The 18,546-nt window shown below is 58.4% G+C and carries 14 protein-coding genes; 7 read left to right on the top strand and 7 right to left on the bottom strand.

What is annotated here, in order from left to right:
• Positions 1 to 529 (bottom strand): recombinase family protein (locus ABI171_RS13780; RefSeq protein WP_348093134.1); only part of this gene is annotated, 529 nt, incomplete at its 3' end.
• Between the two features lie 177 nt (positions 530 to 706).
• Between ABI171_RS13780 and ABI171_RS13775 the strand changes: the two genes are divergently transcribed.
• Positions 707 to 3,679, top strand: coding sequence for a Tn3 family transposase (locus ABI171_RS13775; RefSeq protein ID WP_348093133.1), 2,973 nt, complete (start codon positions 707 to 709; stop codon positions 3,677 to 3,679).
• 6 nt (positions 3,680 to 3,685) lie between these two features.
• On the opposite strand, the gene ABI171_RS13770 is transcribed toward ABI171_RS13775, so the two are convergent.
• Together ABI171_RS13770 and ABI171_RS13765 are read right to left on the bottom strand one after the other, a co-directional pair.
• Positions 3,686 to 5,155: an FAD-dependent oxidoreductase gene (locus ABI171_RS13770; protein WP_348093132.1), complete on the bottom strand. Its 1,470-nt coding sequence runs from the start codon at positions 5,153 to 5,155 to the stop codon at positions 3,686 to 3,688.
• A gap of 120 nt (positions 5,156 to 5,275) precedes the next feature.
• Positions 5,276 to 7,219, bottom strand: coding sequence for a thiamine pyrophosphate-binding protein (locus ABI171_RS13765; protein WP_348093131.1), 1,944 nt, complete (start codon positions 7,217 to 7,219; stop codon positions 5,276 to 5,278).
• 482 nt (positions 7,220 to 7,701) lie between these two features.
• Between ABI171_RS13765 and ABI171_RS13760 the strand changes: the two genes are divergently transcribed.
• The 3 genes from ABI171_RS13760 to ABI171_RS13750 all read left to right on the top strand — a co-directional run bounded on the left by ABI171_RS13760 (position 7,702) and on the right by ABI171_RS13750 (position 10,554).
• On the top strand, positions 7,702 to 8,151 hold the full coding sequence (locus tag ABI171_RS13760; RefSeq protein WP_348093130.1) for a hypothetical protein: 450 nt from the start codon (positions 7,702 to 7,704) through the stop codon (positions 8,149 to 8,151).
• Between the two features lie 102 nt (positions 8,152 to 8,253).
• Positions 8,254 to 9,678 (top strand): hypothetical protein, encoded by a 1,425-nt coding sequence (locus ABI171_RS13755; RefSeq protein ID WP_348093129.1) that lies wholly within the window; start codon positions 8,254 to 8,256, stop codon positions 9,676 to 9,678.
• Positions 9,679 to 9,789: 111 nt separating this feature from the next.
• Positions 9,790 to 10,554, top strand: coding sequence for a MipA/OmpV family protein (locus ABI171_RS13750; protein WP_348093128.1), 765 nt, complete (start codon positions 9,790 to 9,792; stop codon positions 10,552 to 10,554).
• A 19-nt stretch (positions 10,555 to 10,573) separates the two neighbouring features.
• Here the strand turns inward: ABI171_RS13750 and ABI171_RS13745 are convergent, their stop codons facing one another.
• A complete protein-coding gene (locus ABI171_RS13745; protein WP_348099303.1) occupies positions 10,574 to 11,665 on the bottom strand; it encodes a tyrosine-type recombinase/integrase in 1,092 nt (363 codons plus the stop codon).
• Positions 11,666 to 11,961: 296 nt separating this feature from the next.
• Here ABI171_RS13745 and ABI171_RS13740 point away from each other — a divergent pair, with 296 nt between their 5' ends.
• Both ABI171_RS13740 and ABI171_RS13735 read left to right on the top strand, forming a co-directional pair.
• Entirely contained in the window at positions 11,962 to 12,849 is an 888-nt protein-coding gene (locus tag ABI171_RS13740; protein ID WP_348093126.1) for a DNA-binding protein, read from the top strand.
• Between the two features lie 169 nt (positions 12,850 to 13,018).
• A complete protein-coding gene (locus tag ABI171_RS13735) occupies positions 13,019 to 14,932 on the top strand; it encodes a diguanylate cyclase (protein WP_348093125.1) in 1,914 nt (637 codons plus the stop codon).
• Positions 14,933 to 15,021: 89 nt separating this feature from the next.
• Here the strand turns inward: ABI171_RS13735 and ABI171_RS13730 are convergent, their stop codons facing one another.
• Positions 15,022 to 15,951 carry a LysR family transcriptional regulator gene (locus ABI171_RS13730; RefSeq protein WP_348093124.1) on the bottom strand — a complete coding sequence of 310 codons (930 nt, stop codon included), beginning with the start codon at positions 15,949 to 15,951 and terminating at the stop codon, positions 15,022 to 15,024.
• 131 nt (positions 15,952 to 16,082) lie between these two features.
• Here ABI171_RS13730 and ABI171_RS13725 point away from each other — a divergent pair, with 131 nt between their 5' ends.
• Positions 16,083 to 17,540, top strand: coding sequence for an MFS transporter (locus tag ABI171_RS13725; protein ID WP_348093123.1), 1,458 nt, complete (start codon positions 16,083 to 16,085; stop codon positions 17,538 to 17,540).
• Here the strand turns inward: ABI171_RS13725 and ABI171_RS13720 are convergent.
• Positions 17,532 to 17,921 (bottom strand): DUF427 domain-containing protein, encoded by a 390-nt coding sequence (locus ABI171_RS13720; protein WP_348093122.1) that lies wholly within the window; start codon positions 17,919 to 17,921, stop codon positions 17,532 to 17,534. The genes ABI171_RS13725 and ABI171_RS13720 overlap by 9 nt on opposite strands.
• Before the next feature lie 223 nt (positions 17,922 to 18,144).
• The gene (locus ABI171_RS13715; RefSeq protein WP_348093135.1) at positions 18,145 to 18,420 is read right to left on the bottom strand and encodes a lipocalin-like domain-containing protein; all 276 of its coding nucleotides are present in this window, start codon (positions 18,418 to 18,420) and stop codon (positions 18,145 to 18,147) included.
• Positions 18,421 to 18,546 lie beyond the last annotated feature (126 nt).

Here is an 18,546-nt window from a genome sequence, read left to right as displayed (position 1 = left end):
GGTACAGAGTTGGCACGGACACGCCCAGGTTCTTGGCTACGTCACGCGGCGGTACGCCGCTGGCCAGCAGTTTCCTGGCTGACCCGATTTTGCTATCGGTCATTTTCCGCTTGCGCCCTCCCTTGCGGCCCAGTTGGCGGGCCACCTCCAGCCCTGCGCGGGTGCGCTCTGCCGTCAGTTCGCGCTCCATCTCGGCCAGGCTAGCCATGACGTGAAAGAAGAATCGGCCTGATGGAGTTCCTGTGTCGATGGCGTCGGTCAGACTTTTGAAGTGCATGCCCTTCTGGTGCAACTGACCTACAAGGTCCACCAGATTTTTGACGCTGCGGCCAAGCCGGTCGAGTTTCCATACGACTAAGGTGTCGCCCTGGCGCAGCATATCCAGCGCCTTGGCCAGACCGGGCCGCTCGGCCCGGCTGCCGCTCATCTTGTCATCAAAGAGCCTCTGACAGCCCGCCTTGGTCAGTGCGTCGATCTGAAGATCAAGGTTTTGATCCAGCGTAGAGACGCGCGCATAGCCAATCAGCATGCCGGACCACGATTGCGTTGTTTCAACTTATCTTCCTTCTCAAAACTCGTTGCTATGGTAGAGCTTAGAGAATATAGTTTCAAGAACTATTTTTGCGAATGGAAGAGCCTTGATTCTGCGTGCGTCACGAGACACACGGCAAAGCCTCTCAAAATCCTACGTTTTCAAGAAGACCCCATGCCCCGTCGTTCGATTTTTTCTGCCGCCGAGCGCGACAGTCTCCTTGCCCTGCCTGAGGCCAAGGACGAACTGATCCGGCACTACACGCTCAGTGAAACCGATCTGTCGATTATTGGCCAGCATCGCGGGTCTGAGAACCGGCTTGGCTTTGCTGTCCAGCTTTGCTACTTGCGATTTCCTGGCATCGTGCTGGGTGTTGATGAGCCACCGTTTTTGCCCCTGCTGCGCATGGTGGCGGCACAGCTTAAAGTTCCGCTGGAAAGCTGGGATGAGTACGGGCAGCGCGAGCAAACTAGGCGGGAGCACCTGGTAGAGCTCCAAGCGATGTTTGGATTCAAGTCCTTCACCATGAGCGATTACAAACGAGAGGTGCATACGCTGACCGAGTTGGCCTTGCAGACTGACAAGGGCATCGTGTTGGCCAGTGCGCTGGTCGAAAGTCTGCGGCGGCAGAGCATCATCCTGCCGGTCATAAACGCCGTTGAGCGCGCCAGCGCAGAAGCGATCACCCGCGCCAATCAGCGCATTTACGCCGCACTGACTGACCCCCTGTCGGCCGTCCACCGCCAGCGCCTGGACGAGCTGCTCCGCCGCAAGGAGGGTAGTAAGGGAACCTGGCTGGCGTGGCTGCGCCAGTCGCCGGCCAAGCCGAACTCGCGCCACATGCTCGAACACATCGAGCGCCTCAAGGCTTGGCAGGGGTTGGACCTGCCAGCAGGCATAGAGCGATTGGTCCATCAGAACCGGCTGCTCAAGATCGCCCGCGAGGGCGGCCAGATGACGCCCGCCGACCTGGCCAGGTTCGAGGTCCAGCGGCGCTATGCCACCCTGGTGGCGCTGGCCATCGAAGGCACAGCCACCGTCATCGATGAGATCATCGACCTGCACGACCGCATCATCGGTAAGCTATTCAACGCGGCCAAGAACAAACATCAGCAGCAGTTCCAGGCCTCGGGCAAGGCCATCAACGACAAGGTGCGCCTGTACGGACGCGTCGGCCAGGCCCTGCTCGAAGCCAAGCAAAGCGGTACGGATCCCTTCGCGGCCATCGAATCCGTCCTTTCCTGGGACGCTTTTACGGCCAGCGTCGGGGAAGCGCAAAAGCTCGCGCAGCCTGCGCAGTTCGATTTCCTCGATCGCATAGGCGAGAGCTACGCCACGCTGCGCCGTTATGCGCCGCAATTCCTGGAAGTACTCAAGCTGCGGTCGGCACCAGCCGCCAAGGGCGTGCTCAATGCCATCGATGTGCTGCGCGGCATGAACGCCGACAACGCGCGCAAGCTGCCTATCGGCGCGCCGACCGCGTTCATCAAGCCGCGCTGGGCCAGGCTGGTGATCACCGACGAAGGCATCGACCGGCGCTACTACGAGCTGTGCGTGCTGTCCGAACTCAAGAATGCGCTGCGCTCGGGTGATGTCTGGGTGCAGGGCTCGCGCCAGTTCAAGGATTTTGAGGACTACCTGGTGCCCGCCGGGAAGTTCGCCGCCATGAAGCTGGCCAGCGAGCTGCCGCTGGCCGTGGCCACCGATTGCGACCAGTACCTGAATGAGCGCTTGTCGCTACTGGAGCGCCAGCTTGCCACGGTCAACCGCCTGGCGGCAGCCAACGAACTGCCGGATGCCAGCATCACCACCAGCGCAGGCCTGAAGGTCACGCCGCTGGACGCGGCGGTGCCGGACTCCGCCCAGAGCCTGATCGAGCAGGCGGCGGCGCTGCTGCCACACGTCAAAATCACCGAGCTGCTGATGGAGGTCGATGAGTGGACTGGCTTCACCCGGCATTTCACCCACCTCAAGACCGGGGGCAGCGCCCCGGACAAGGCCCTGCTGCTAACGACGATCCTGGCCGACGGGATCAACCTGGGCCTGTCCAAGATGGCCGAATCCTGCCCCGGAACGACCTACGCCAAGCTGTCCTGGCTGCAGGCCTGGCACATTCGGGACGAAACGTATTCATCGGCCCTGGCCGAGCTGGTCAATGCCCAGCTTGGGCAGCCCTTTGCCGGAAACTGGGGCGACGGCACCACGTCATCGTCGGATGGCCAGAACTTCAAAACTGGCAGCAAGGCGCAGAGCACCGGGCATATCAACCCGAAGTATGGAAGCAGCCCGGGACGAACTTTCTACACTCATATCTCCGACCAGTACGCCCCTTTCAGCGCGAAGGTGGTCAATGTCGGCGTACGTGACTCCACCTATGTGCTTGACGGCCTGCTATACCACGAGTCGGACCTGGCGGTCGAGGAACACTACACCGACACGGCGGGTTTCACCGATCACGTCTTCGGCCTGATGCACCTGCTGGGCTTTCGCTTTGCGCCGCGCATCCGGGACCTGGGCGAGACCAAACTGTTTATTCTCAAGGGCGATGCTAGCTATGACGCGCTCAAACCGATGATCAGCAGTGACCGGCTCAATATCAAACATATCCGTGCTCATTGGGATGAAATTTTGCGGCTGGCCGCCTCCATCAAGCAAGGCACGGTAACGGCCTCGCTGATGCTCAGAAAGCTCGGCAGCTACCCGCGCCAGAACGGCCTGGCCGTCGCCCTGCGCGAGCTCGGGCGCATCGAACGCACGCTGTTCATCCTGGACTGGCTGCAAAGCGTGGAGCTGCGCCGGCGCGTGCAGGTCGGACTGAACAAGGGCGAGGCGCGCAACGCGCTGGCCAGGGCGGTGTTCTTGCACCGGCTGGGGGAAATCCGCGACCGCAGCTTTGAGCAGCAGCGCTACCGCGCCAGCGGCCTGAATCTCATCACGGCGGCCATCGTGCTCTGGAACACGGTGTATCTGGAGCGGGCCGTCAACGCGCTGCGTGGTCATGCAAAGCCCGTGGACGATGCGCTGCTTCAGTTCCTGTCGCCCCTGGGGTGGGAACACATCAACCTGACGGGCGACTACCTCTGGAAAAGCAGTCCCAAGGTCGGCGCGGGCAAGTTCAGGCCGCTGCGGCCGCTGCCACCGGCTTAACGTGCTTTATTTTCCGTTTCCTGAAGCGACCCCTTTTACGCCAATGTTCCAGCTATTCCAGCCGCCGCCGAAAGGATCATCGCCCCAGTCGCGGAAGCAGGCGTCCTGCACCTTTGGCGTATAGTTCAAGCCATGCATGGTCGATAGCTGGCGCGCCACTTCGGTCACCATGCGGTACGGCGCCTGGTATCGGTCCCAGGTCAGTTCCAGGTTCGGTTTCCGGTGTTCGGCGACGAACGGCTCGCTCACCTTGGCCACAAACTGCCCTTTGGCTTTGTATTGATGCCGCTGTGGCCGCAGGCCGTCCCAGAATCCGGTATTGTCGCCATCGTCATAACTGGCCAACAGCATGGCGGGGCCGGTCTTTGCCGCCGTGCCGTCGCTTTTCGGCCAATAGTAGGTTTGCCGGACCGGGATATCGGTCACGCTGCGGCCGGCTTCCACCGCTACCACGCTGCCATCAGGCTTGGTAAAGCCGGCGGCGCGCCACCATGGATTGGTATAGGTGGTAAATAATTTGAACAAGGGACGCGGCGTGACCGAAGCGATCAGGCCGCTGATTTCCTGCAGGAGCGGACTGCTGTCGGCCAGCAGATCCAGCGCACGGCGTGGCATGGCCAGGATCACGGCGCCGGCCAGGACCGATTTTCCATCAACTTGAAACTCTACGCCGCCATCCAGGCTGCGCAGCGCCGACGCGCTGCTGTTCAAGCGCACTTCACCGCCAGCCTCGGCAAATAACCTGGCCAGGAGCAGCGGTACTTCCTGGAAGCCCTTGGTGAATCCCTTGTAGACCGGCGCGACCCCAAAGTCGGACAGGTACCAGGGAATGGCGTCGGCGGCGTTCCAGTTGCTCATGGTCGAATCGTAGCCGCCGGCGTCCAGCGCGTATTGATACGATTCGCCGTTGAAGACCCGCATCAGCACGTTCCAGAATCCCTGCTGGTACAGCGGCTTTCCGGAAAAACTGGCTTGCTGCGCCATTTCGCGGCGCTGGTCTTCGCTGAGCGCAGGGTTGGTGATCCCTGGCACGATCTGCTCGATGGCGTTGATCACGACGGAGCCTGCGCTTTGTCCGTGATTCGGAAAACCAAGCCGGTACGGAACTTCATCCGGCTTGGCCGTGAAATCCGACAAGCGCAGATAGACGCCGCGCAGATAGGCGATGTTCTGCGGCTCGTCGACCGGGAAAGGATAGGTCGTAATTTGTTCGCTGGCGGGCAGCAGCTTGTTTAGCGCTTCCAGCAAATTGGTAATCAGCGGCTGCACCTTTGGCAGAATCCGCATGCCGCCCAGTTCCGCCACCATATCGGGAATGCCGGGCGGGACCACAGACAGCAAGCGTCCGCCAATATGGTCACCGGCTTCAAACACGACTATTTTTTTGCCAGGATTGGCTTGTTTCAGCCGCCATGCGCTATACACGCCGGAAACGCCGCCGCCGATGATAGCAATATCCATTTTTTCATCTGCCATGATACGTCATCCTTTTTATTGTAAGAAAGTGGAAAAACGAATCCCGGGAGCCTGTCGCTCAAATGAAGTCTGATGCACATGCCCAGGCTTGCCCCGAGTGCTGCATTGGCTGCTACGTGCTTAGAAAATCACCGGCGTATTGTCGTTGTCGCCGGAGCTGACTGCATTCGCCGCATTGGCGTTAAGCAACTTGCTTTGCTGATGGAATACATTCAAGGCCGGCTGCAGCGGCGCGCCTGCCTGCCCGTTCGCGCTGACTGCCATGCTGGGCGGCGGTGGCGGGTTCTGGGCGGTGCGCATGTCCAGGATATAAGCCTGCTGCAGATGCAGGACATGATCCATGCCGCGCCGTACCGCCGCCTTGACCTGCTCCGGCGTCGTCACTACTTCGCCGGCGAGGCCGCCCAGTGCTTTGCCGATGGCGACAAAATCCATCACCGGACTTTGTATGCGCAGGTAAGACGGGTCGGTATTGTTGTCCTTGGGGTGCCATTCGTAGCCGGGAGCGCTGCCATACGATTTCACCAGCTGTTGCAAGCCGCTTTGCAACGTATGGTATTCATGGTTGTTGGTGATGATGTACAGCACCGCCAGCTTGCGGTGCGCGGCGGTCCACCAGGTTTGCGGATAAAACAGCGAGGAACCGTCGCCCACTGCGTTCACCACGAACTCGGCATCGATCGCTTGCCAGCCTTGCTTGCTCAGCTTGATGCCGAGCGAGGCCGGCATCGACCAGCCAAGCGATCCGCCGCCGACGCAGTAGTAACTGATCGGCGCCGCGCCTTGCGTTCCGAACGGCAGCAAGTACTGGAACGGCGCCGGGTCGGACACCGCTTCATGCACATAGACGAATTTCTTTTCCAGACTGCGCTGCTTGATTTCTTCCCGCAGAGCCTGGGCGATCACCACCGCCATGATATTCGGCGCCGCCAGCGCCTTGACAAAATAGTCATCCCACTGCGCCCGGCGCTGCGCCGCCAGCTTGAGCAGCTCTGCATTGCGCGCGGCGGCCGCCCCGGATGGCGCGTTGCCTACCAGCGCATTAATCAGCGGCAGGGTTGCCTTGACGTCGCCAAACACCGCCGCTTCGCCAAAATAATTCTTGCCTATGTCCCAGATATTGTTACTGAGGTAAAACTGCCTGACGCTTGGCGGGATCAGCGCGCCATCCGAATATTTGAAAATCGTGATCTGCGCCTGGTTGCTGAAACCGCACAGAAAGGCGACGTCGTGGGTCTTGAATACATTTTGCACGCCCTGCTGGGTGCCAGGCAGCTCCCCCTGCCAATGGCTATCGTCATTCGGGAAATTCGCTACGCTGCTGAAAGTTTGCAGCATGACCGGCGCGCCGATCAGTTCCGCCAGCCGCTGTATTTCCGGCCAGGCGTTGGCATAGCCGACCGCATCGCCGGCAATGATGATGGGATTCTTTGCTTCCTTGAGCGCAGTGGCGACCTGGGCGATCGATTGCGGGTCGCCGGTGAAATGCGAAGAAATACGGGTGATGCCTTTGATCCGGTCATCAGGGCCGATTTCACGCATGGTGAATTCCCACGGAATCGATACGAAAACAGGGCCGTTGGGGGCTGCCATCGCTTCTTTGAAGGCGCGTTGCAGCACCAGCGGCAGCTCTTCGGCGGCGCGTACTTCATGCGCCCATTTGGTATATTGCCGGGCCAGATCGACCAGGTTGGAGGCCAGCAGGGGCTCCTGCGTCACCAACTCATTCTGCTGCTGGCAACAGAGAATCACCAGCGGTACTTGCGAGCGGGCGGCGTTGAACAGATTGCCTATGCTGTGGGCAATCCCGGGCGTCACGTGTACCACCAGCACCCCGGGCAGACCGGTCATGCGGGCTGATCCCATGGCCGCGCCTAGTGCGATGTTTTCATGCAGGCATTCTATGTATTCCACCTCGTTTTCCGGATACGAGGTGCCGTCGATGATCGGGATTTCATTCGTGCCCGGCACGCCGAAAATATAATGGATACCGAGCTCGCTCAGGATATCGAACACATAATCGCGCGCCCAGCGTGTTGACGCCTTACCAAGGTTATTCCCCATGTGCTTCTCCCATATGGACAACGTTACGATTCCGGCGTCTGGCTGCCGCGCGGCCTTGGGAAAATACAATGCAGGCTGGACAAGCAGTCAGGCGCAGCGTTTTTGAATGTCCAATAGATATATCTGAAAAAAGCCAGCTTGCCATCCTATAAAAAGTGACAGGTAGCAATGATTAACACCGGGCTTCCCTATGAAACCGCAGGTGAGGTCTGCACGGCGACTTGATTTATTCAAGGTATTTCCCGGCTGTCCACTCTCACTAATGACAGCTTGAGATGAATGTCGAATACATGCCAACATCCGTTACCGTAGATAGTTTCATTGCAGCAACTTGACACTTCAACGGTACCCGCAAATTCGCACCGGACCTGGAAACACCTGTCGCCGTACACCGGCTTTGCCGTTACAGCTGCACATCAATCTTTGGTCTCTTTGGCACACGCTTGTTGCTATTCCCACTCACAACCGAAAAAGGAATTCACATGACCAGCCCACTCACACTGATGATGCCCGTCATCCCCGGAACCAGCCTGGTGACGATTGCCGCCGCGCTGGAAGGCAATAGTCAAAAAATCGACGCCGCCCTCAACGGCATCGGCACCGTCCACTTTGCCCGCTTTCTGCTGCTGGACCGTTCACAAGCCAATCTGCAGCCCACCAACGCGCCGTCCAACGCCTTGCTGATCGGCGTCGTCACCGAGTACGATGGCAATTTCAACTCCTATATCAGTGATTTCGTCGCGCAGCTGGGCCCGGTGTTCGATCAGCTGCTGTCATTTGTAGTCGGCGGCGCCGCGCTGATCCCGGTCGCCGACCATGTCGCCGGATTCCAGGCCTTCATTACCGCCAACGATGCTTCGCAACACGCCCCGAATATCTCGCTGTACGCGGCTTATCCGCAAACCGTGCAGCAGATTCTCGGGGCCTTCTGATTTTTGCCATTTCCACGCTACTCCACGCTATTCGCATGAGATCCGGCCCCGCGGCCGCTCTCATGCGCCATCCAGTCTGACGTCAACGCCGGGAGCAACAGCATGGCCGATCCTGTAATCGATTACGACGACGTACAAGGCACCATCCTGCGCGGCTATCGCGTCGATCTGGCGCGCCATTTCATCCTCTCCATCACGAATCCGCAAGCTGCGGGGCGATTGATAGGCGCGCTGGTGGACGGCAGCAACGGCCTGCCGAAAATAACCACGACCAGGCACATCCAGCCCAAGCCGCCGTGCTTTCTCAATATCAGCTTTACGTGTCCCGGCTTGGCGAAACTCGGCGTCAGCACCGCCCAACTCGCCACATTCGACCCTTCCTTCCAGCTTGGCGCGACCAACCCCGCCAGCGCACAGGCGGTCGGCGACATCGGCTCCAGCGCGCCGCAAAACTGGATAAGCGGACTGCAGGACGGCGCCAAGGTGCACATACTATTGAGCTTGTGGGTGACGGAATCCGTACCGGTATTGGAATCGGTATCGGCCCAGCTGCGCGCCGCATTTAGCGGCTGCATGACGGAACTGTACGTGCAGGATGCGCACGCCCTGCCCGACAACAAAGTCCATTTCGGCTATCGCGACAGCATTGCCCAGCCGACCGTGATCGGCGCCCCGGCGACCAAGCGCGAGGCGCCGGACGATCAGCCGGCGGTCAAGACCGGAGAATTCCTGCTTGGCTACGCGAACGAACTCGGCGGCAGCTACAAGGTGTCGCCGCCCGAGCTGTCGACCAACAGCAGCTATGCGGCGTTTCGCATCCTGGAGCAGGATGTCGCCGGATTCGATGCAATACTCGCCAACTGCGCCGTGCAAACCGGGCTTGATACTGAAATACTGGCCGCGAAGATATGCGGGCGCTGGCGCAACGGCAACCCCCTGGAGTTGGCGCCGGACGCGCCGGGCGAACTCTTGCCGCCATCGCAATTGAACAATTTCAATTACGTCACCGGCGTAGCGCCAAGCGACGACACCCTGGGCCTGACCTGTCCGATAGGTTCGCATATCCGCCGCAACAACCCGCGCAACGGCGCGGTCAACGGGACCGACAGCACCCACCACCGGATTGTTCGCCGCGCCATGCCTTACGGGCCGGCTTACGATCCGCTGCAGCCCGTCAACGCGCCGCGTGGCCTGACCGGCTACTTTATCAACGCCAGCATCCACAATCAGTTCGAATTTCTGACCGGCGACTGGAACCTTACGCACCTGTTTGTGAAAGCTGCAACCGGGCCGGGTGGATCAAATGCCGGCAATGCGGTCAGTAACATCAGCGGCGAGGACGTGTTCCTGGGCATAAATGATCCGGCGGACAGTTCGTTTACCCTGGCCGGGGAAGGCCCGCGCGGTTCCGGCAACACGTTGCTGACCGGCTTTTCCCGCACCATTACCACACGCGGCGGCGCCTACTGCTTCTTCCCCAGCATCACCGGGCTGCGTTACCTGGCGAAGTTGCCTTCGACGATGTAAGCATGCGGGTCATGGTTTGGCGTCCCTGGCGCCAAACCGTCATCTTCCCGGACCGCAAGTCCGTGTAAGATTGGCGTTTTATTGCCACCCAAAATTAGTCGAAGAATCACGATGATAAAATCAGGTTTGCTTGCCCTCTCCCTATTTCCTTTGATGATTGGCGCAGAGGCCCTTGCACAGACGGCTCCGCCGCAACCGCAATCCGATTTTCCTGACCATATCAGCGGCGACCTCGGGCTGGGCGTCTTCAATACGCCACGCAACTATCTCGGCAAAAGCAGCCAGACCAGCGTGCTGCCCTATGCTTATTTCGATTACCAGCGTCTTTTTGCGCGGCTGGATACCTTCGGCGTCAAGACCTTCAAGATCGGCGATGGCTACCTGGAGCTGGCCGGTCGCGTGAATGTCGACGGCATCGATGCCCGGAACGGCATCAATAAACGCTCGAATTCGGTCCCGCTCGGCATCGGCACGTTTCAGGAAACGCCCTTCGGCGCCTTCTTCCTGAACGCCTTTTATGACGTCAACAAGTCGCATGGCACACTGCTGGAAGCCATTTACGCTGCGGAATTCAAACTGGGCCCGGTAACCTTCTACCCCCAAGCTGGCGTAGAACGCCGCAGCAGCAGTTACAACAATTATTTCTATGGCGTGACGCCAATCGAATCGGCTGCCAGCGGCTACCGCGCCTACCAGGCGGGCGCCTCCACCAATCCGATTCTCAGCCTCAGCCTGGAAACGCCCCTCAGCGAGCATCTGGTCGCAAACCTGACATTCAAGCGGAAATGGCTGGGCAGCACGGTTAGCGACAGCCCTATCGTCAATCGCCGGACGGAAGATACGGCTTTCATTACAGTCAGCTACCGTTTTAAATAGCCGGGCTAGCTATTAATAGCTACTTGTTGCGGCTGCGATTGAATGACCCCATGAGTTCGTCATGCCGTTCTTTATCGCTTTTATGCAGATAAACCGCCGTCGTCGATATGTTGGTGTGGCCAGCCGTATCTTGCAGCGCCTTCAACGAAACCTCGTTGTTGGCGTGTGTGGTCAGCATAGTGTGCCGCAACCAGTGCGCCGACGCCCGACGCAAGGCTGAAGCACTATCCGGGTCACCCGCAGATTCCGCCAAAGCTGCGGCCGTCCAAAACAAGGATTTCATCGCATTCGATGCCGCTTCGTCCGTGACCGCGGCAAGTACCCGTCCACGCGTGGCAAGCACCAGCGGCGTGACGTCGTCGCGGGTGCCGTGAATAGGCAATTGAAATGCCAAGCGATATGCGTGGAACGCGGCGAGCATGTCGGACGCCACCGGCAGCCTGCGCGGTTTCGATCCTTTCCCTATGACATCGAGCCACCAGCGCCCGTCCCCTTCCGTATACATCGCGCCCATTTTCGCCGTCGTCAACTCGGACAGCCTGGCGCCGGTCGTGATATAGCTCACAAACAGAAATCGGTCGCGCGCCTTGGCTTTTATCCTGGATGGCGTTGTCGCCGAAAGGAGATCAAGGCTGGCCTGCACCTGCGCGATTGCCTGCGGGCTAAGATAACGCGTCACCCTTGCGCCGCGCGCTGTCTTGATATTTTTGACCAGGGCGCCGGCATTACGTCGCAAATAGCCGGCGTTCTTGGCGAATTCCAATAAAGCTTTCACCACACGAAATGCTTGCCGGATGCTGGGCTCGGAAAGCGGGCCGGAAAAAGGCCGCCAACGTTCGTCGTTGCGCGGCCATTTGGTATACGACACCCAGATTTCCTCGGGTTGCGGATCTTTCAGGAACGCCTTGTAAGCGATCAAATCTTCTATATGCAACTGATACAGCATTTTGCCGTGCTGCTGGCACCACAGCAGGAAGCGTCCGAGGTCTTTCTTCGTGCTTTTGATCGAGTTGGCGGATAGTTCGCTGCTGTACAAAAACGCCCGGGCCAGTTCCGAATCCGAACGCGCCGCCACCAATGGCTCAGGCTCGCTGCCGGCGAACAGATCCAAAGTCAGCGCAGCCGCCTTGACGGTTTTGTCCGGTGGATCCAGGTCTATCAGCGCGAAACTATCCATGAGCAGCTTGAAGGCAGAATAAAGTGACGAAAAACCGGACGAAATCGGGAATGTTTTCCGGAGAAACATCAGGATATCACGGCACTCCATCTAATCGAGATTATTAACGTAATCTCGATTAGATATAATAATATGTAATTAAAATTACTAATTAATTACGTAATTTAAATTACTTTATCTGAAAAATTGCGTAAAATTCTCCTTTCAAAGTGTTTTTTAGAGGGAGAACCATGTCCGACCGCCAAAATCTCAGCTGGGCCGCCTGCGATGCACTTGCCGCGCAAGGGAAAAAGCCTTCCATCGGCCTGGTGCGCGAATGGACGATTGCAAGCACCGGCGCCAAGAAAGGTTCGGATGGCGACGTGCAAAAAGACATCAGCGAGTGGTACGCCGATCTGCTCAAACTGAAACGGGACAAAAGCGTGGCGGAATTGCCGGATGCCGTGGCCGCCCTCACCCGTGACCTCTGGCGTTTTGCAGTGGAATCCGCCAACGACTCGCTCGCCGCAGAGCGCACCACGCTGGTCGCAGAAAAGGCCGAAGTCGAAAAACTGATCGACCTGGCGCAGGAAGATACATTGGCAGCCATCGAGATCGCCAATGACATCAAGGGTAAGCTGACCATTGCCAACGCCGCCCTGCTTGGCCGCGACGAGCAGATCAAACGCCTGGAAGAGAACTTGTCAGAACAACGCGCCGCGCTGCTGGCGAAAGACGAACGCATCGCCGGCCTGATAGACGATCTGGGGCGCAAGGCTGAAGAGCATGCGGCAGGCTTGGCCGAACTGGACGGATTGCGCAAGCATAGCCTTCTCGAAATCGACCGTGCGCGCGGCGAATCGAAACGATGGCAGACGGAGTTTGTGCGGATCGATGCAGAAGGAAAATCGGCTGCGCACACCTATCGCCAAAAGATAGCAGCGCTCGACAGCGAATTGTCTGGCGCGCGCGGCCGTTTGGGGGCCGTCGAGGAATCGCTTGCAGCGGCAAACAAACGCATCGACGCTTTGGATGTCGAATTATCTACATCTAAACTGGCAAATGCCAATATCAGGCAACGCTTCGGCAACAACAAAACACCTGCTGCAGGCAAACTTATCCGGCGGCGTAAACTTTAAGGATTGAAGCTTGTTACCATAGCCAACGCAATCTACGAGAATATTTCAAACCAGTAGTACTCGCATCTGTTTTCAATATAGCAATTCCGACCGTCGGCCGAACTCTTATTTGCCGCCGTTGTTCTATAACGCCTTATAGCTTGGGTATCGCGCCATGGCCGATAGCAGTATGGGCAAGCAACTGATTCGGCAAATTCAACGACTTGAATTTTTGCGGGATAGCGTGCGCACCATTCTCTTGTGGATTCTGGCTTGCCTGTTGCTGATAAGCGCAGTCTGGTGGATAGAGCTGGCGAAAGTCAATGGCGACAGAGCCGAGATTGAAAAAAATACTCTCACGAAGGCTACCCGGCTTTCAAAATCCTATGCCGAGCAGTTATCCCGTTCGGTTGAGCAAATCGACCAGATAACGCGCAATCTCAAATACCAATGGCAGACCATGCATGGTTCGCTCAAGCTCGAACAGCAACTGCAACAAGGTTTATATCCATGGTCTGCACAACTTTACGCCACCGTCGTTGACCGCAACGGAACGATTGTGACGAGCACACTAGATAAGTCTGCCTTTCCGAATATTGCAGACAGGGATTTTTTTAAAGCCCAGAAGATGAACCTGGCAAACAGCCTGCTGATCAACAAGCCGAGCGTGGGCCGCCGCTCAGGGAAAACAGTCATCCGCTTCACGCGAAGGCTGGAAACAGCCGATGGTGGATTTGACGGCATCGTCGTTGTGGCCGTCGAGCCCGCCTTCCTTGCCACTGACGAGTCCAGCCTGGGCATGAATGACTGCCTGAGCATAAGGGACACGAATGGTGTCGTACTGGCCGCAAAAATGGGCGAACGCATCCGGACGCTGCCATTTATTTTTCAATCGCCGCCAGTATTTGACTCGCCCAGCGGCGTCGTGCGGATGGCTAAAGAAAAGTTTACAGACCGGCAGCCGCGCGCCGTCGCCTGGCAAAAACTGGGCAGCTACCCGCTCGTTGCGTCCGCCACCATTTCCGAGGCCGATGCGCTTGCCGCATATCAGCCTAGCGCCGACAATTATCGTAACCTTGCCATCGCGAAAAGCGTATTCCTTTCTTTGCTAGGCATATCCGGCGTCTTCCTGCTGTCGCGGCTGGCGTGGAGAAAGCGCCAGGCAGATGAGGTAAAAAACACCTACCGTCTGGCCATCGACGGTGCCCACGAGGGGTTTTACATGGTGCTGGCGCTGTACGACCAGCAACATAACGTGGTCGATTTCATGGTGAAAGATTGCAACGAACGCGGCGCCTTTCTGGTCGGGTACGCAAAGGAAGAACTCGTCGGCAAACAATTTTCCGAACTGTATTCTGGCAAAGCCGCACATCACGTATTCATTATTTTCCGGAGTGCGATGGAAACCGGCTTCTACGAAGACGAATTCAAGGTTTCGCATATTGGGCCACGACACGCCACCTGGATGTCTCGGCGACTGGTACGATCCGGGCGCGGCCTGGCGATGTCGGTAAGGGATATTTCCGAGTCCAAAGCGTACGAACAAGCTCTTTTGAGCATGGCAAATACGGATGCCTTGACCGCGCTGCCCAATCGCCACTGGCTGATGACTTTTCTACCCGCCGCATTGAACCAGGCAAGAAGCCGCGGCACGATATTCGCCCTGCTATTTATTGATCTGGATAAATTCAAAGCCATCAACGATACATCAGGCCATCAAGCCGGAGACGAGTTGTTGCAAGAAGCGGCGAGACGCTTGAAATCGGTGCTGAGGCCGGAAGACAGGGTGGTGCGGCTGGGCGGCGACGAATTTACGGTTTTGCTCGACTCTGTCAACGGCCCTGAGGAAGTGGCCCATGTGGCTGCGCGCATCAACCAGGAGTTTCACGCACCGTTTGAAATCGGAGGACGCAGGGATGTTGTCAGCGCGTCGATCGGTATCACCCTGTTTCCAAGCGATGGCAACGACGCCGCAACACTACTGAAGAATGCGGACATTGCGATGTATTCCGCGAAGGCCGAGGGCGCCGGCCAATTTCGATTCTATGACCAACAGCTTGGTGAACGGCTAGAACCCAGCATGGGTGTCGAGAAAAAGCGGTGACGCTCCGCTAGCTGCTTCCCACCGATGTACCGCCATGATCGATTAAACCGGCAACGCGCACAGGTCGTCACTGGCATGCCGCTTAGACTTCAGAGCGGCACTTGCCGACGACATACTGTACGCACAAGCTCCCGCAGCCAACGATGAACGGGATCGAGTTCCAGGCGAGGATGCCACATTTGCGATATGGTGATCCGCTCGGTAGCCACGGGAAGCTCGAAAGCGTAGGTTGTTGCGGGTGGCGCATCCTCTTGATTTTGCGGTGGCGCGTTCAAGTAAGAGCCAGGCACGAGCGCCACCAGATCGGACGCGCGGGCGACAGCGATCGCAGCAGGGAAGCTAGGAACCACTGCCACAACGGTTCGCTCCAAACCCAAAGCCGCCAGCGCTACATCCACGGGCCCACTGCTGCGCCCGCGGCGTGAAGCGACTACATGGCCGAATGCGGCGTAACGTTCGGCGGTCACTTCGCCAGTCGTTGCGAGCGGATGGCCCTTCCGGACCACCCCTACGAAGCGGTCCCGAAACAAGGCCTGCACGCGCACTTCCGGCCCCATATCGCTCACGACGCCAATCTCCAGATCGGCGACCCCCTCTCGCAAATGGGCCGACGTCTTCTCGGCTTTTGGCATGAAACGCAAGCGCACAAGCGGCGCTTCGGCGCTGACTGCTGCAATAAGGGTGGCGGCAAACGCCTCCACGAAGCCGTCGTTGGCGCGAATCGTGAAGGTACGCTGGAGCGTGGCGAAGTCGGGTTCCGAGGCCGAGGGCCGAAGGACCGCGCGTGCTTCATGCACGGCATTCCGGGCCCGTTCCCGGAGTGCTTCGGCGCACGGCGTCAGCACCATGCGCCGCCCGGCCCGGACCAATAGCGGGTCATCGGTTGCAGTGCGCAGACGAGTGAGCGTTCGGCTCATTGCCGATGCGCTCAATCCCAATCGCCGAGCTGCCCCCGCGACACTTGCATCGGTGAGCAAGGCGTCCAGCGCAATGAGCAGGTTCAAGTCTGGTTCTGACATGCGGCAATCTTAGCATGCAACGATTTGACATGGCGTTCGATGCAGGTATTAAGTGCAACTGCTGCGCCTTCCGCTATGCCCCATGCGTGAATATAGTACCCGTACCGATTTACTCAACAGGATGTAGAAACATGGAATTGTTCTCTGACATGCCGTCCGATGAGGGACTGCCCGGTCCTGAACGGCGTCTGGCGATGATCGCCGTGATGACGGCGACAACCATGGCCGTATTCGACGGGACTATCGTCAATATCGCTTTGCCCCAGATAGGCCGCGCGCTGGATGTTCCCGCAGGCGCGGTGATCTGGGTGGCCAACGGTTATCTCTTAGCCGCCGCGATGACATTGGCAGCGTTTGCTGCGCTTTCAATCCGCGTGGGCTTTCGGGCCTTGTTCACCAACGGCCTCGCGGTGTTCACGCTGGCATCCTTTGGTTGCGCATTATCGTCGTCAATCGGCATGCTGATCGCCATGCGTTTGCTGCAGGGGATCGGCGGCGCGGCGATGCTGAGCATTGGTCCCGCCATCCACCGCACGGTGTTCCCGAATCGTTTGCTTGGGCGAATCCTCGGCTTGCATGCCTTGCTGATTGCCGCGAGCACTGCCATCGGCCCCGCCTTGGGCGGCATGCTGTTGTCGACCCTGAGCTGGCAGTGGCTATTTGCGATCAATGTTCCTTTGGGCATCATCGCCATAGTGCTGTCGCTGCGCGCAATCCCGAACGCGCGCATCCCCACGCGTGAACCGTTCGATATTGCAGGCGCGGCTCTCTCCGCCATCGCGATGGGGGCATTGATCATGGTTGCCGATTCCTGTTCGCGGCTTGCCGGGAGCGGGCGGGCACTCGACGCGGGACTGACGGCCAGTGCTTACGGGCTGATCGCCGTCGTCGCCGGCGCAGCGTTTGTCCGGCGTCAACGTCGCGCCCCGCAACCTCTGCTACCGCTCGACATGTTCTCGTCGTCGCGCTTCTCCCTGGCTGCGCTGACCTCTCTAGCGTCGTTCGTTGGCCAGGGCATCACCTTCGTTGCATTGCCCTTTCTATTCCAGAATGCTTACGGGTATAACGCATTGCAGTCGGCGCTGCTTTTCACCCCTTGGCCGATCGGTATCGTGCTGGTTGCCCCATATGCAGGACGGCTTGCCGACCGCTATCCGCCGGCCGTGCTCTCGACGGCGGGACTGGCCCTGTTCACGATCGGTCTCGCGCTCCTGGCGTTGCTATCCGATCACGCACAGGCGTGGGATATCGGCTGGCGCGGACTGGTGTGCGGCGTGGGATTCGGTTTTTTTCAAAGCCCCAACAATCGCGAGATGCTATCGAACGTCTCGCGTGAACGCAGCGGCAATGCGTCCGGCGTGCTCGCGATCATGCGCACGTTCGGCCAGTGTTTCGGCGCTGCACTCGTGGGTATTATCTTGTCGGCTTACGCCACACGTGCGATGGACGATGGGAAAATGCTGATGAGCGCGATGCAAGACGCGCAAGCCATCCGGCTGTCCCTTTGGGTGGCAGTTGCCGCGACGGCACTCGCGACAGCCATCAGCGCCAGCCGCATTCGCAAGGCGCGCGATCCGCTGCTATTTTGACGCCTCCTGGCGCATCTCAATCGCATCCACGCGATCAGGATAAAACGCCAGATGATCCTTGATAGCCTCAACTGCCGCATAGGGCGCTTCGTATGACCACACTGCATTCACCGAGCGCTCGCCAGCGGCCGGAATGCTGTAATAGGAGCAATCGCCCTTGTAAGGACAATATGTCGCGTGCTCGGTGCGTTGCAGCAGCGTCATGTCGACGTCTCCCCGCGGCACATATTGCACTGGCGGGTAATTCGCCTCTTGCAGGGTCAGCGCTTTGCGTGTATCCGCAATGACGTGGCCGCCCAAGGTAACCACGATTCTCGCTGCACTTGCTGTGACGGTGATCGGATGATCAGGGCCGGGGATTTTGACGGTTTTGGATGTCATGATGTCTTCCTTTTTTGACGCCACCCGCTGCAGCGTGGCTTGATGCGGAAACCGCGGCCTGCCGCATCCACAATGCGGACCCTGCTTTCTTCCCTGTGCCCAAAGCCGACCGATAGGCCGCCACAATACACTCATTCAAGGGTGCCCGCCTGGCTGCCAGGCTCACCGTCGAGTTGATGCCCCCACAAACTAGCGACCAGTTGCGAACTCAGCATAGGGAAAATTACTCGCGTCTAAAACTGAGAATAGCCCTTCCTATCGGATTTCCTGATACTAACGGATTCGGCATCCAGGCCGTATTGACGTCGAGCGTATCTCCATCAAGCTTGTAGAATCGTTCCTGCTCACTGCCGTTCCAGGCTTCATTCCAAGATGAGTCAACCTTTGTGATGAACCTATCCCCATCTATCCGATACCGTCCTGTGTAAGCCATCAAAGTACGGAACAGTGCCACCAGTTTCTCATCTGTATTCCCCGGTTCCCGCGTCTTTGCGGTAATTAAACATTGCGACTTAAATATTGTCGCATAAATAGATTATTATATCGCTGTGTCCAACAATGGAGGCAGCGATGCGTAAATTGCAAATTGACGATGCAGAAGTGATGCGCGTGGCAATACAACAAG

Origin of the sequence: Collimonas sp., from assembly GCF_039923675.1 — a bacterium.
Taxonomy (GTDB): Bacteria; Pseudomonadota; Gammaproteobacteria; order Burkholderiales; family Burkholderiaceae_D; genus Collimonas.
This window is presented reverse-complemented; position numbering and strand designations above follow the sequence as displayed.